General features: G+C 46.8%; 11 protein-coding genes. 7 read left to right on the top strand and 4 right to left on the bottom strand.

Going from position 1 to position 14,361, the window contains the following annotated elements; genetic code table 11:
* Positions 1-11: 11 nt before the first annotated feature.
* The gene (locus tag QUA80_RS23755) at positions 12-1,226 is read right to left on the bottom strand and encodes a glycosyltransferase (protein WP_333427477.1); all 1,215 of its coding nucleotides are present in this window, start codon (positions 1,224-1,226) and stop codon (positions 12-14) included.
* A 140-nt stretch (positions 1,227-1,366) separates the two neighbouring features.
* Between QUA80_RS23755 and cofH the strand changes: the two genes are divergently transcribed.
* Entirely contained in the window at positions 1,367-2,512 is a 1,146-nt protein-coding gene (gene cofH / locus QUA80_RS23750; RefSeq protein WP_333427476.1) for a 7,8-didemethyl-8-hydroxy-5-deazariboflavin synthase subunit CofH, read from the top strand.
* 44 nt (positions 2,513-2,556) lie between these two features.
* On the opposite strand, the gene QUA80_RS23745 is transcribed toward cofH, so the two are convergent.
* Complete coding sequence (locus QUA80_RS23745) at positions 2,557-3,237, bottom strand: Uma2 family endonuclease (RefSeq protein WP_333427475.1); 681 nt, start codon at positions 3,235-3,237, stop codon at positions 2,557-2,559.
* A 91-nt stretch (positions 3,238-3,328) separates the two neighbouring features.
* Positions 3,329-3,592, bottom strand: coding sequence for a hypothetical protein (locus tag QUA80_RS23740; RefSeq protein ID WP_333427474.1), 264 nt, complete (start codon positions 3,590-3,592; stop codon positions 3,329-3,331).
* 215 nt (positions 3,593-3,807) lie between these two features.
* Here QUA80_RS23740 and QUA80_RS23735 point away from each other — a divergent pair, with 215 nt between their 5' ends.
* The 3 genes from QUA80_RS23735 to QUA80_RS23725 are packed head-to-tail and all read left to right on the top strand — an operon-like array spanning position 3,808 to position 6,246.
* Positions 3,808-4,050: a helix-turn-helix transcriptional regulator gene (locus QUA80_RS23735; RefSeq protein WP_333367493.1), complete on the top strand. Its 243-nt coding sequence runs from the start codon at positions 3,808-3,810 to the stop codon at positions 4,048-4,050.
* A gap of 10 nt (positions 4,051-4,060) precedes the next feature.
* On the top strand, positions 4,061-4,786 hold the full coding sequence (locus tag QUA80_RS23730; RefSeq protein ID WP_333042058.1) for a restriction endonuclease: 726 nt from the start codon (positions 4,061-4,063) through the stop codon (positions 4,784-4,786).
* Complete coding sequence (locus QUA80_RS23725; protein ID WP_333427473.1) at positions 4,783-6,246, top strand: class I SAM-dependent methyltransferase; 1,464 nt, start codon at positions 4,783-4,785, stop codon at positions 6,244-6,246. Before QUA80_RS23730 ends, QUA80_RS23725 begins: the two co-directional genes overlap by 4 nt.
* 248 nt (positions 6,247-6,494) lie before the next feature.
* On the opposite strand, the gene QUA80_RS23720 is transcribed toward QUA80_RS23725, so the two are convergent.
* On the bottom strand, positions 6,495-7,733 hold the full coding sequence (locus QUA80_RS23720; protein WP_333427472.1) for an LL-diaminopimelate aminotransferase: 1,239 nt from the start codon (positions 7,731-7,733) through the stop codon (positions 6,495-6,497).
* Between the two features lie 263 nt (positions 7,734-7,996).
* Here QUA80_RS23720 and QUA80_RS23715 point away from each other — a divergent pair, with 263 nt between their 5' ends.
* The 3 genes from QUA80_RS23715 to QUA80_RS23705 form a co-directional block, all read left to right on the top strand.
* Positions 7,997-9,088, top strand: coding sequence for a hypothetical protein (locus QUA80_RS23715; RefSeq protein WP_333427471.1), 1,092 nt, complete (start codon positions 7,997-7,999; stop codon positions 9,086-9,088).
* A 311-nt stretch (positions 9,089-9,399) separates the two neighbouring features.
* A complete protein-coding gene (locus tag QUA80_RS23710; RefSeq protein ID WP_333427470.1) occupies positions 9,400-11,169 on the top strand; it encodes a DUF3352 domain-containing protein in 1,770 nt (589 codons plus the stop codon).
* Positions 11,170-12,206: 1,037 nt separating this feature from the next.
* A partial coding sequence (locus QUA80_RS23705; protein ID WP_333427469.1) for a two-partner secretion domain-containing protein occupies positions 12,207-14,361 on the top strand: 2,155 nt, incomplete at its 3' end.

The following is a 14,361-nucleotide window of genomic DNA, read 5'->3' as shown; positions in this document are numbered from 1 at the left end:
TTTCCCATTACCTACTTCACGTCCGTCACCCGCCAACTGAGCTTCATATTGATCCAGAAATTCCACAGAGTCACAGTTGCGATCGCAATCAACTTAGCCAAATAATCGTTTACCTTAAAAACATTAAACAGCAAATTCACCAGCAGCACATTCATCATCAAGCCCATCAAACAAATCACATTAAATTTCAACAGCCGTTTCAAGCGCTGGCGCGATCCTGGCTGCCCCTTAGAAATATCACCAAAAGTCCACAAATCGTTCCAAAAAAAATTATTGATAATTGCCACTTCAGCAGAAAAGATTGCACTGCGAGTCAGCCCCAAACCTAGGACAGTCCGCAGCAGGTAAAAAACTCCCATATCCACAAACACGCCGCTGAAACCAACCACGCCAAACCGCAGGAATCGGCGCATCGGCCAGCGGGCAAAGCGCAATCTGAGCAAATGCCGCAAATACTCAATATACTGTTTCCAAGTAACTTTGCTCTCGCCTTCTTGCCGCTCCTGAAACACGTAACCAACTTCTCCAATCCAGCGGATATCCCCCCTGCCGAGCACTTCAATCAATATTTTGTAACCTGCAGGATTCATGGTTTTGCCGGCTATGCAACTGCGGCGCACCATAAAATACCCGCTCATCGGATCGGAAACTCGGCCCACGACTCCGGGCAGTATAATTAATCCCAAAGTTTGAGCGCCCCGCGATAAAAATCGCCTGACAAGGCTCCAGTCGCTCACCCCGCCCTCGCCAACGTGACGGCTCGCAGCGGCCAAATCTGCTCCCCGCTGAATTTCTGCTAAAAGCTGCAACAGCGTCTCAGGGGGATGCTGCAAGTCGGCATCGATGACGCCCAAAACCTCGCCCCGAGCCGCCTGCCACCCGCGAATTACGGCTGTGGAAAGTCCCCGCTCTTCTTCCCGGCGCATCACCCGCAATTGCGGATATTCCGGTGTCAGGGACAGGGCGACTTCCCAGGTGCGATCGGGGCTGTCGTCATCGACTACAATTAATTCGTAGTCGCCCGGAATGATGCCATCGAGCAATTGAGTCAATTGTTCCACAATACTCTTGATATTCTTGCACTCGTTGTAGGTGGGAATGACGAGGGAAAAATAAATTTCCGCTGTGCGTGCATCTGTAAAAGTTGAACCGAAAGTCTGTAAAGCAGGAATTTGCAAAGGCCCCGACGGCACTGGCAAGACCTGATTTGCTTGGTTGATCCCCATAATTTCAGTGTCCAGAAAGTCAAGGATGGTTTTGTAAGACTTGAGATTGTAAAAAATCGTTCCTCGATAATTGATTAGTTAAAATATAAAAACGCCTTAATTCTAGTCAGTAATTCTGTAATTGAGTTAAAAAGAAAACTGTGGATGCAATTCTCGATCGAGCTTTACAAGGTTACAACATCTCTGCCGCAGAGGCCTTGGTACTTTTGCAGCAAAGAGACCCAGACGCGCGAGCTTCTATTCAAACAACCGCTGACTTGCTCCGCCGCCGGCAATCAGGGGATACTGTCACCTACGTGATCAACCGCAATATTAACTTCACCAACATTTGCGAGCAGCATTGCAGTTTTTGTGCATTCCGCCGCGACGAGGGAGATGAGGGCGCTTTTTGGTTAGATTCAGCCCAAATTCTGGAAAAGGCAACTGATGCAGTGCAGCGGGGTGCAACGGAAATTTGTATGCAGGGTGGCTTAAATCTTCAAGCTAAGCTGAACGGCACATCTTTGCCTTATTATCTGCAATTGGTGAAAACCATTAAGGATAAGTTTCCTCAGTTGCACTTGCACGCTTTTTCGCCGCAAGAAATAGAGTTTATTGCCCGAGAAGATAATCTTAGTTTCAGCTATGTAATTTCGGCTTTGCGGGATGCGGGAGTCGGTTCGATGCCGGGAACTGCGGCGGAAGTTCTCGACGATGCTGTGCGACGGGTGATTTGCCCGGAAAAACTAAATTCGGCAACTTGGCTGGAAATTGTGGGAACTGCTCACCGTCTGGGTTTGCCGACAACGAGTACGATGCTTTGCGGGCATATTGAGACGGCCGAACAGCAGGTTTTGCATTTAGAAAAAGTGCGATCGCTCCAACAAAGTGCGATCGACCAAAACTATCCGGCACGCATTACAGAATTTATTTTACTACCATTTGTCGGACAGCAAGCACCGGCTCCTTTGCGGAGTCGAGTCGGCCGCGACCAACCAATTTTAGCAGATACATTGTTGCTCACGGCTGTATCGAGAATCTTCTTAGGCAATTTGATTTCCAATCACCAACCGAGTTGGGTAAAATTAGGTTTAGATGGAGCTACAGAAGCGCTGAAATGGGGCTGCAACGACATCGGCGGCACTTTGATGGAAGAGCACATTACAACGATGGCCGGTGCGGTTGGCGGCAGTTGTCAATCTGTGGAAGATTTGCAAAATGCGATTAGTTCTTTGGGGCGGGATTATCAGCAAAGAGATACAATTTATCGACCTTTAGGGGTTGACAATTTGGCAGTAAGTGTGTGATTTTTTGGATGCGAAGTGCGAAGTGCGTAAGGCATCCTAGGAGTTTAGCCGTAAGCGTTGCCCGCCCCTACGGGGGCTACGCCAACGGAGAGGATCGCACTTTCAAATTCTTCTAGCGCTTGACAACTTCCCACCTGTAAAGCACGTTCTACCGCAGTGGGGATAAGTTGTGCGATCGCGATTTCTGGAAAATTCGGACTAATATCGGATTCTACATACTCTCCATCTTGTAGCAAATAAATGCGAAGTCTGCCGCTGTCATACACCCATACTTCTGGAACTCCAATAATTTTATAGGCATCGATCTTAGTTTTAGAAGTAACATCCGTTTCAATTGCAAAATCGGGCGGCGGATCGTCCGGTAAAAGTCGGCGGCGATTAATCATCCGCTGATAATTTAGAATATAAAAGCAAGCATCAGGTTCAACTCCTGCTGCACCTTCCCGTTTGAAAGTAGTAGATCCAAAGGGTTCATATCTTCTGCCCGCAGACTTGAGTAAAATTTTGACAATATCAGAGATTAAATCTTTCGGCCTTTCGTGTTCGGGTAAGGGAACCATGATTTCTAAGGTACTGTTGCTGTATGCAATTCTGGTTCTTCGTTTTTCCCCTAATTCCTGCAAAATCGACTCAAATTCCAGCCAACTTATATTGGGAATAGTTACGACACTGCCGGGAGAAAGCGTTATTTGGCTAACGGGTTTTAGGACGGGATTAATAGTCATAATGTTGATTTAATTTTATTTCTCAGTCCGCGCAGGCGGACTTTGTTTATGTAGACGCGATTTCAATCGCCGAGTAATCAAGGGAGTAACTTCATTGCAGCCGGATTAATTTGACTAACAGACTCATGATTTCTCCCTGTTCGGGTGTAATAATGATGCGATTGTCGGGAATGGCGATCGGATGAGTCCAACGAGAAACCTCCGCATACCGCGCCGCGTGCAGTTGGTGGATAGTTCGCCGTACCCCCAGCGGCGAACCGATGATGACGTGACGGACTGCTTCGCGATCGGCCTCAAAGGTTTGGTTGGTTAAAACATTCGGCGATGTTTGGTTCGATGATGAATCTTGCAACATAGCTTTGACTAATAATTTTGGATAGGTTTGATGCTTTGTAACGGTAAAACCGCGTACAATAACAAGTTGAAGAAAAGACAGCAATTCCCCTACAGCACAAGTGGCTTAGCTGGTGCTGTCTAATCTCTATTGCTATAAGCGTAAATCAAATAACGGTATACGTCAACCTATTTAATAAAACCGTGCATTCTTTAACATAAAGTAACAAATAGCCTATGGAAATCTCAGAAAGAGCCGAGCGATCGCCCCTAATGCGACTGAGAGTTCAGCGGTTTATGACTCAAAAGCAGCTAGCAGAAGCACTTGGCGTTACGGAAGCGACGGTAAGGAACTGGGAATCGGGGCGATCGGTACCGAAGCTAACGCCTGTTCAATACAAGAAGTTGTTAAAGATTTTGCAAATTACTTCCGATGAATTACCAGACCAATTTGGTTTTCCCAGCGAGGGCGATCGATAGAATATTAAGAGTGGCAAATAATAATGATACTGTTTACCTTCTCAGCCAATTAAAAATGTGGTGGTTCATCAAAATGACAACTCTGACCGTAGAAATTCTTTGTTCTGAGGCGGCAATATTTTCAGCAGCTGAGTCTCAACACCCGGAACCTCTGCTTTACGGAATCACAGACGGAAAGGCTGTTGGAACATATTTGGAGCAAAAGTTCAGACTCTATCTCAAGCAGCAATATGAATTTATAGATGGCAATTCAGCAAGCGGCATCGATTTCCCAGGGATATTGGTTGATGTGAAGGTAACAAGTGTTAGGCAACCGCAGTCGTCATGTCCTTTCAAATCTGCAAGGCAAAAGATTTTTGGGCTGGGATATTCACTGATTATCTTTGTTTACGAAAAGACAGACAACAGTACCATCCGAACTGCAACGCTGAATATTTTGCATACAATTTACGTTAGTGCCGAAAGAACAGCAGATTTTCAAATGACCCGTGGAATTCGCTATATTTTAGATAACGAAGGCAATAAAGATGATTTGCTTGCTTTCATGTTTGACAAAAATCTACCTGTTGACGAAATTGAAGCAGGTAACATTGCAGACGAAATACTGAGAAACCCACCCTTGCAAGGTTTTTTGACCATTTCTAATGCGTTGCAATGGCGACTTCAGTATGGAAGGGTCATTGAGCGTGCCGGACAACAAGAAGGTGTTATCGCAGTTTATAAATCTAACCAATGAGTTCTAACAATCGCAAAACCAAACTAGAATACGGCGATTTTCAGACACCGCCGGCATTAGCCGAGATGGTATGTCGAAAATTAGTAGAACTTAATGTCAATCCTAGCACCATAATTGAGCCGACGTGCGGTATCGGTAATTTTATTCAAGCTGCTGCACGTTTGTTTCCATCCGCAGCCAAAATTATCGGGGTTGAAATAAATCAAAATTACTTAAAAGAAGTCAGACTAAATAAGCAATTATTTCAGGATGAGAGATGCGATATTTGGCACGGAGATTTCTTTGATTTTGATTGGAAATCATTAGTCGATCGATGTAGCACTCGACTGCTTGTACTCGGCAACTTTCCGTGGGTGACCAACTCGCAACAAGGAACTATTGGTAGCGAAAATTTACCTAAAAAAAACAATTTTCAAAATCACAGTGGCTTAGATGCTCTCACAGGTAAGAGTAACTTCGATATCTCAGAATGGATGCTGATTCAGGCGGTGCAATGGCTGCAAAAGCGCGATGCCGATCTAGCGATGCTTTGCAAGACTTCGACTGCTAGAAAGTTATTGAATTACCTTCACTCTCAAAAACTCAATCTCGCTGACTGTGCAACTTACAAAATAGATGCTAAAAAATATTTTGATGCAAATGTTGATGCTTGTTTGTTAGTCTGCAAATTTGATGCTCATTCGCGAAACTACTTCTGCGATGTATTTAGCAGTTTAGAAACTTCAGACTGTCACCGAATTGGATATCACAACAATCTCTTGGTTAAGGATATAAATTCTTTCAGTAAATTGAGTAATTTATATGCTGTGAATTCAGGGACAAAATGGCGATCGGGTGTAAAGCACGACTGTTCTAACGTGATGGAGTTTCGCAAAATAGACAATTCTTTTGTAAATACATTCGGAGAAGTTGTCGATATTGAGGACACTTATCTGTTTCCGCTAATCAAAGGCTCTGGTGTTGCTCAAAATCGAATTAATGCTACCGATCGATATATGCTCATTACTCAAAAATTTATCGGGGAGTCAACTGAAAATATCAAAAAAATAGCTCCTAAAACCGGGCGCTATCTGGAAGATTGCGGGCAATATTTAGATAATCGAAAAAGCAAAATTTATCAAAACAACCCTCGATTTTCGATTTTTGGAGTTGGCGATTATACCTTCAAACTTTGGAAAATTGCGATTTGCGGGCTTTATAAAAAACTGGATTTTAGGTTGATCGGTGAAATAGCTGATAAACCTGTGGTTTTTGATGATACTGTTTACTTTCTCGGCTTTGACGACGAGGGAGTTGCGCGTCAAACTTTTGAGCTTTTGAATTCACCGGCGGCGATTAACTTTTATTCAGCGATCGTATTTTGGGATGAAAAGCGCCCGATTAAATCCAGTATTTTAAATTGTCTGAATCTGGCACTACTGGCAGATTGGGAGTTTGTAACCGCAGATGCACGCAGATAAACGCAGATGGATAGAGATATAATTTATATTATCAGTAATTCTGAAAACCTATAACTCTAACTTTACCCAAGCTCGTAAACTTCGAGGAATTTGTGGAGTGGCTGCCTGAAAATTCGGCAGTAAGCTGATTATAACTCACATTTTTCAGCATTTGCATGAACAGGCAAGATGCCTGTTCCAGAAGAGATCAATTTTCTTGTGGGGTGGGCCGAAGAACCCGGCCCCAAAAAGACTTATCTCTCGCGCTTTTAAACCTTAAACTTCTCCACAATCCGTCTCATCGCTTCTTCCACATTCTCCCGACTATTAAACGCCGAAATGCGGAAATAACCCTCACCCGCCGCACCAAAACCAGAACCCGGAGTTCCCACCACATTGCAAGTTTCCAGCAACTTCTGAAAGAAATCCCAACTCGACAAACCGTGAGGCGTTTTCACCCACACATAGGGTGCATTTTCGCCACCAAAAACCTCGATTCCGGCCGCTGTCAATTTCTCGCGAATAATCGCAGCATTTTCCATGTAAAAATTGACTAATGCCTGAATCTGTGCCTTGCCTGCCTCAGAATAAACCGCCTCAGCACCGCGCTGCACGATGTAAGAAACTCCGTTAAATTTAGTAGATTGGCGGCGGTTCCACAACTTCCAAATTTCGACATCGGAACCGTCGGCTGCTTTTCCAGTCAACGTCTTCGGTACAACTGTTAACGCACAGCGAGTACCCGTAAAACCAGCATTTTTGGAAAAAGAACGAAATTCGATCGCACAATCCCGCGCCCCTTCAATTTCGTAGATAGAATGCGGTAAACTCGGATCGGTAATATAGGCTTCGTAAGCCGCATCGAAGAAAATAATCGAACCGTTAGCTTTAGCATAATTTACCCAAGCTTGCAAGTGTTCCTTGGTTGCAGTTGCCCCCGTCGGGTTATTCGGGAAACACAAGTAAATTAAATCGACTTTTTTGTCGGTGGGAATTTGGGCAGTAAAATTGTTTTCCGCTGTAATTGGCAGGTAAACTAAGCCGCCGTATTCGCCATTTTCGTTCGCATCTCCCGTGTGCCCGGCCATCACGTTAGTGTCTACATACACCGGATAAACTGGATCGGTAACTGCGATCGTATTATTGTTGCCAAAGATATCGAGAATATTGCCGCAATCGCACTTAGAACCATCAGAAATAAAGATTTCCGAAGCATCAACATCGCATCCCCGCGACTTAAAATCGTGCTCGGCAATTTTCTCCCGCAGCCACTCATAACCTTGTTCCGGGCCGTATCCTTTAAAGGTATCCCGCGAACCCATTTCTTCCACCGCCTTCACCATCGCTTGGCGACAAGCTTCGGGTAGCGGTTCAGTCACGTCGCCAATCCCCAGCCGAATGATGGGCGCTTTGGGATTTGCCTCTGCATAGGCTTTCACCCTGCGCCCAATTTCGGGAAACAGGTAGCCAGCTTTGAGTTTGAGGTAGTTGTCGTTGATAGTTGCCATAGTTCGATCGCTACAAATGTCGTAGAATAGCTTACTCCCAATTGTCTCTCTCAGGCAGCAGCAAGTTCGGCAACTGATGCTGTAAAGGATTTAACGGATGTAACGGATAGATGTTGGGGCAAGCGAAAGATTTTCCCGACTGGAACACTCGAACACTCTGTCAATCCGCCATTACAGGCAATCTGCGTACTTGGTCGCCAGCCATTGACCAAAAAATCAAATCTACTTGTATAATCAGAATAGTATGCAGCGCAGAAACAATTATGGACGAGATCGAGTACGCCAAACTCTATCAAGAACTGGCGGCAATTCTGAATGAGTTTAATTTAGGTTGGGTAGTTCAACAAGTAGCGGATAATGTAGAGATAGGCAAAGTAATTGAAGAGCGATCGCTCAAAAGAAAAACACCCCTGCTCAAGATAGAAGATTATACCGCAAAAGAACAACTTTTGCTGTTAATTGATGCTGTGGAGCAAGCGACTGTGAACACTTCCGAAATGGAAGACGAAATTGCTTATTTCTTGAAAGTAGAATCAGAAACCTCTCCCCTAGGCACAAAAATTACATTTGCCAATTCAGGTGCCGAAACTGCCAAAACAATCGAGTTTACTTCCAACGTCACAGCCCCCCGTCACAAACAGGCGATCGCCCTCAAGCACTTGCTCGAAAAACTGCCTTCCGGCCCCAGCAACTACGCCATCAATTCCGAAATAAAAAGCAAATTAAAAAGCTCGATCGATCCCGAGTTTAACACAGCGGCAGAACAAGCCAGAATTTTTGACACTTACCTCTTCACCATCTTGCTAAAAGCAGTTGCTAATGAAGGCGGTACTATTTATTACAACAATGTTTTAGACGACGAAACACCAAAATATTTAACATTTAGAAAAACAGCGGGAAAAATCCACGGCACTGCACATCCCTATACTCATGCTGTGGTGGAATTTCCCGACAAACCAGCCCTGGAAGTTCACCTAGGAGTAAAAGTCCAAGGTAGAGCCGGAGTTCTGCACAACTGCAACCTCTTAATTTTGTACCAAAAAGAAGCTAATATCTGCCGCTTGCTCAACCGCGAACCCCGGCACTCGCAGGTAATTTTAGCAGTAAAATCAGAACACAGCACCTCAGAACTAAAACTAGAAACGGCCGGTGCTTTTATCGGCTTAGCGTCAGATATTAGGTACGAAGGGGGCAGCTATTTCATTTCTAACAGTTACTCTCAACCCGTAGCAAAACTGCTAACTACCGCGCGCAAAAAATGGGAACTCAACATTTTTCCTAGAGCGACAAACGATGTCCACCGACTGATGTACTCCTTTCAAACTATCTTTAAAGACTTTAAGGCCAGAAACTAACATCAGGGAATTGGGCCTAAAAGCATCGGGCATCGGGAATGGGGTATCGGGATTAGTTAGTGTAGGACTTATGCTTAAATACCAAAGAAACCAGGTTTTTTACCAGTATTAAAGGCTCAAATCCAGTATTTAGTAAAAAAAACGGTTTCTGCGTCTAGGACTGTAGTGGTTAGTGGTTACTGGTGAGTGGTTTTTCTAATAACAAATAAAAAACAACAAATTACCAATGCCCCATGCCCTGTTTGGCCAATCGCCCATGCCCAATCCCCAATATAATTTATGATGTTGCGAGCACCCGAACCTTACGAATAATGTTTAAGAAAGATAAATCTTCCCTGCTGTTTACGATCGGAGCCGCCACACTTCTGATCGGTTTAGGCTTTCTCACCTACTCGATCGTCATTTCCCGCGGCCCGGCCAAAGATTTGCCGGCGGGAGCAACCGTTGTCCCCCAAGATACGATGATGGCCCTATCCATCACCACCGATGAATCGCAGTGGAATAGACTGCGAGAGTTTGGCACCCCAGAGTCAAAAGCTTCGTTTGAAAGGTTTTTGAGCCAAGTGCGCGATCGCCTCCTCACCAGCAACGGTTACGCCTACGGCCAAGACATTCAACCCTGGGTGGGCAATACGGCAATGGTGGCCTTTCTGCGAAACAAAATAGCCATACCAGTCCCCCCGCCCGCACCCAATGCGCCCCCGCCTCTGCCAATTCAACAGTCAGTAGCAATTATCCTGCCAATTGCCAACCCGATCAAAGCCAAAGAATTATTAGCAAAACCCAGACCCCTCAGCCAAGGAAAAATGGTTGAGCGCAATTATAAAGGGGTGCAAGTTACAGAAACTAAAGGTATGCCCGATCGCAATTTCTCAGTCGCGGTACTCGGCACAAACTATCTAGCAGTCACCACAGATCCCACCGCCACAGATCGCATAATCGACACCTACAAAGGCGAACCATCCCTTGCCAAAACCCCCGGCTATGCAGACGCCGTACAACAAATAAAAAACTCTTCAGCCTTCGCTCAAATCTACGTCAATATGCCCGTTGCAGCAGCCTTTACAGCCGCCAACTCAGCCCGCGAAATTTCGCCGGAAAACCTCGAAAGACTGCAACAAAATCAGGGATTCGCCACCACAGCTACCCTGGAGGCAGAAGGAATTGAATTCAAATCAATCTCTTGGCTGAAACCTGACTCTACCAGAAGGATAGCAGTAGAAAACAACGCACTAAAAATGGTTAACCGCCTGCCAAGCAATACCATAATGATGGTATCCGGCGGTAACTTGCAGCGTTTGTGGCAAGACTACGTATTGGGCGCCGATGCGAACCCTCTTTCGCCCATTAATCCCCAAGTTTTGCGCACAGGTTTAAAATCTACTACGGGCATGGATTTAGATAAAGACTTCATCAACTGGATGGCGGGAGAATTTTCTCTATCATTAATACCAGCCGCCGCGCAGAATCCCAAAGACAAATTTGCTGCGGGATTTGTATTTATGGTGGACACAAACAACCGCGGCGCAGCCAACAAATCTCTCAAACAGCTTGATGAAACGATGAAAATCAAAGGGTTTAGAGTTGAAGAAATTCAAGTCGGCGGCAAACCTGGGATTAAATGGACATCGCCGTTTGGAGGGATTACGGTAACTCGCGGCTGGATGAACGATGTAGCGTTTATCACAGTAGGAGCTCCCGTGGTTGATGCGATCGTCCCGGCACCGAACAGTCCGCTGTTAAGTAGCGAACTGTTCCAGAAAACTGTACGATCGCAACTCAAACCTCACAACGGCAATTTCTTTATCGACACCGAGAGTGCGTTTAACCCGAAAAACCTAGGTTTGCCCGAGTTTCCTCCCAATCAAAAAATCTGGATAGACGCCACGCGGTCGATCGGCGTTACAGCGGCCGTCATTGGCGATCGTAGCGTCCGCTACGACGCTTTTGTCGGTCTCAAAAAATCCGACAAATCCAGACCTTCTCCCAATCCCTCACGGAGTCTTGCTTCGCCGAGTCCTGCTTCACCGAAACCTGCTTCACCGAGTCCTTCGCCCACCGTCCAAACTTCACCCAATTAACTCTTAAATCATTCCACAAATCCGCCCGCACACCCCCTTAAACAGCAACAGGGCGATCGATTAAAACCGAAAACCAGCAGATTGAAACCGACAATAGCGGATTTGAGCGCAAGAGGGAAATTGAGCCGGATTTAAGTAGTGTTACTTCAAAAAACCTCACACTAAGAAACGCCAAAACCCGGTTTATTAAAAAAAAATCGGGTTTCTGAACCCCTAAAAAATTGACTTACTTATTCATGTCAGAATTTGAAAAGCCGGCAATTGTAGAGGCGGCTTTTTTGTTTTTTGTTACATTTAAAAAATATTTTTTACCTGGATTTTCCGGTCTGTTCTGGACACAGAAACCGATTTTTTAAACCGTCATACTTCGTTCAAACTGTGACTCATATAAAAAAACTGGTTTCTCGACCTCGGAGTGCCTCTAGGAAGCCCGTTTTTGTTGTTTTATATGTCATGCGGCAGATACTGATCTAGGCATTCCGAGTTATATTTAGATTGTGGAGAAGATACGCTGGGGGAATTGCCAAGGCAAAAGCCAATTATACTCCTTTAGTCTTCCACCCCATGGCAGTCAGAAACCAGGTTGCTTCATAAATATAGCGTCTTCAACCGTTCCGAAAAACCTATGGAGAGCTTGGCATTCCCAGTCAGCACCTGTACCGCGTCGGAACGTGCATTCAATCGCCTTGACTGACTGCGTTCATCTGCAGGTGACACCGTGATGTCAACCTAGCACCATGCACTGTCAAAGACGATCGACGAACGAACAGGTTTACAGCCAAGCGTATCGCTTTCCTCCCAAGCGATCGGCAACATTGACTGGGCAAAGCTTACTTAGCAATAAAACTAACAGAATAGATCCCAAATACTCCTCAGAAAATGAGGGGTGTATTTCCACTCATCTATGCAAATTGATCGGACACAGTACAGAGTTACACAGATTTAGAAACAAAGCAGTCAAGCTAAATTTTTCTTACCAACCCGGTTGGTTTACATAATTTTTGTCATTCATTATATATTTTAGTCCTTAAAAAACTATGAAAACTGCCAATACTATTCAAAAAAAGGCTAAATTCCTGTCTAAAGCAAGAATCAGACAACTGACATTTGCTGTGCAAATAGTATTAATCAACCTTTACTTTTTGCAAGCAAAAGCCGAAGGTCAAACCATTGTTCCAGCCGGGGACGGAACGGCGACTACCGTCACTCCCGCAGCCCAAAACGGAACTCCTGGGCAGCCAACTCGCTTCGATATTCAAGGCGGACAATTATCGAGCGATCGAGCAAATCTCTTCCACAGCTTTACAGAATTCGGCTTGTCGGAAAATCAGATTGCCAACTTTATATCAAACCCCAACATTCGCAACATTTTAGCGCGCATAGGCGGCAATAACCCCTCGATTATTAACGGCTTAATTCAAGTAACCGGCGGCAATTCTAACTTGTTTCTGATGAATCCATCGGGGATCATATTTGGCAACAGTGCCAGCTTAAACGTGCCGGCTTCTTTCACCGCAACCACCGCCACCGCTATTGGATTTGGTACTAACTCGTTTAACGCCAACGGTACTAACACTTACACATCTCTGACAGGCGCCCCCAGTTCCTTTGCTTTTGGGGTCGATCGAGCAGGGGCAATTATCAGCACGGCCGACTTAGCAGTCAAGTCAGGGCAGAACTTAACCTTGCTCGGCGGCACCGTTGTCAGCACAGGCAACCTTTCGGCCCCAAACGGTCAAATTACCGTCGCATCAGTCTCCGGGACAAATTTAGTGCGCCTCAGCCAGCGAGGCAATTTGCTGAGTTTGGAAATCGAGCCGCCCTCAGCAACCAGCAGCACTGGAACATCCAGCACAGCTTCTGCATTCTCGATCGCATCCTTGCCCGAACTGCTCACAGGCATCGGTCAAAGCAACGCTACAGGCCTCAGCGTCAATGCCAGCGGTGAAGTGGTACTCACGGCGTCTAACCTAGCAGTAGCTGCAGGAGACGTTGCAGTAAAAGGTGCAAACGCTGGGGCGATCGAAATTCAAGCAGCCAACACCATTGCAGTCAGCGGAAACCTGACGACTTCCCAAGGCGGGCAAATCGCCCTAGAAGCTAGTGGCAACATTCGCACTCTCGCCCTCGACTCCCACTCCGACACCACCGCAGGCGGCAACATCACCGTCACCAGCCGTACAGGAAAAGTAGAAACAGGCAATATCAACGCAGGGTCGATCGACAAAAACAGTAACGCCGGAGACGTTAGTATTGCAGCACCCTCAAGCAGCATTCAAACAGGGTTCATCAACGCCAACTCCGAAGAAAAACAAGGTGGCGAAGTCACCCTCAACGCCCGCAACGACATTGAAGTAACCCATATCAACACCGAAGGCCGAACAGCCGGAGGAGATATTGACATTACAACCGGCCGTTATTTCCGAGCTACAGGCACTTTCACAAACGATAACAACTGCTTGTCGCCAGCTTGCAGCATTTCCGCATCCGCGACTGGTAGCGCTAATGGTGGAGATATCACCATTCGCCACGGCGGCGAAGCCTCGAACACTCTTTTCAGCGTCGGCCCGGACTATAACAGACTTAACGGTACTGTTGGGAGCATTGCTACTGGGAGTCAGAAAAAGGAAAATGTGATTGCACGGGGAGGTTTTTTCAGCCCCGACCCTCAAATAGTACAGCCGACGCAAATTAACATTACGGCTTCTTCAGTCTCGCCAACGCCAGCGCCGACACCCGCACCGACACCAGCGCCGGCACCAGCACCAGCGCCAGCACCGACACCAGCCCCAGCCCCAGCACCGACACCAGCACCAACACCAGCACCGACACCAGCACCAACACCAGCGCCCGCACCAGCACCAGCACCAGCGCCGACACCCGCACCAGCCCCAGCACCAGCCCCAGCACCAGCCCCAGCACCGACACCCGCACCGACACCAGCACCAGCACCGAGACCAACTCGCGCACCGACACCCGCACCAGCACCAGCGCCCGCACCCGCACCGACACCAGCGCCCGCACCAGCACCAGCGCCCGCGCCTGCACCAGCGCCCGCACCAGCACCAGCGCCCGCGCCCGTACCAGCACCAGCGCCCGCGCCAGCACCAGCAACCGCACCCGCACCAGCGCCCGCGCCCGAACCAGCACCAGCGCCCGCACCCGCACCGGCACCAGCGCCCGCTCCCGCAC

Source organism: Microcoleus sp. F4-D5 (genome assembly GCF_036704885.1).
Taxonomy (GTDB): Bacteria; Cyanobacteriota; Cyanobacteriia; order Cyanobacteriales; family Microcoleaceae; genus Microcoleus.
The sequence above is the reverse complement of the archived record's forward strand: the minus strand, read 5'-3'. Positions and strand labels throughout refer to the sequence as shown.

Coding starts and splice junctions, on each gene's coding strand:
- QUA80_RS23720 (WP_333427472.1), bottom strand. CDS start 7,733: ATGGCAACTATCAACGACAACTACCTCAAACTCAAAGCTGGCTACCTG.
- QUA80_RS23745 (WP_333427475.1), bottom strand. CDS start 3,237: ATGACTATTAATCCCGTCCTAAAACCCGTTAGCCAAATAACGCTTTCT.
- QUA80_RS23725 (WP_333427473.1), top strand. CDS start 4,783: ATGAGTTCTAACAATCGCAAAACCAAACTAGAATACGGCGATTTTCAG.
- QUA80_RS23735 (WP_333367493.1), top strand. CDS start 3,808: ATGGAAATCTCAGAAAGAGCCGAGCGATCGCCCCTAATGCGACTGAGA.
- QUA80_RS23710 (WP_333427470.1), top strand. CDS start 9,400: ATGTTTAAGAAAGATAAATCTTCCCTGCTGTTTACGATCGGAGCCGCC.
- QUA80_RS23740 (WP_333427474.1), bottom strand. CDS start 3,592: ATGTTGCAAGATTCATCATCGAACCAAACATCGCCGAATGTTTTAACC.
- QUA80_RS23755 (WP_333427477.1), bottom strand. CDS start 1,226: ATGGGGATCAACCAAGCAAATCAGGTCTTGCCAGTGCCGTCGGGGCCT.
- QUA80_RS23715 (WP_333427471.1), top strand. CDS start 7,997: ATGGACGAGATCGAGTACGCCAAACTCTATCAAGAACTGGCGGCAATT.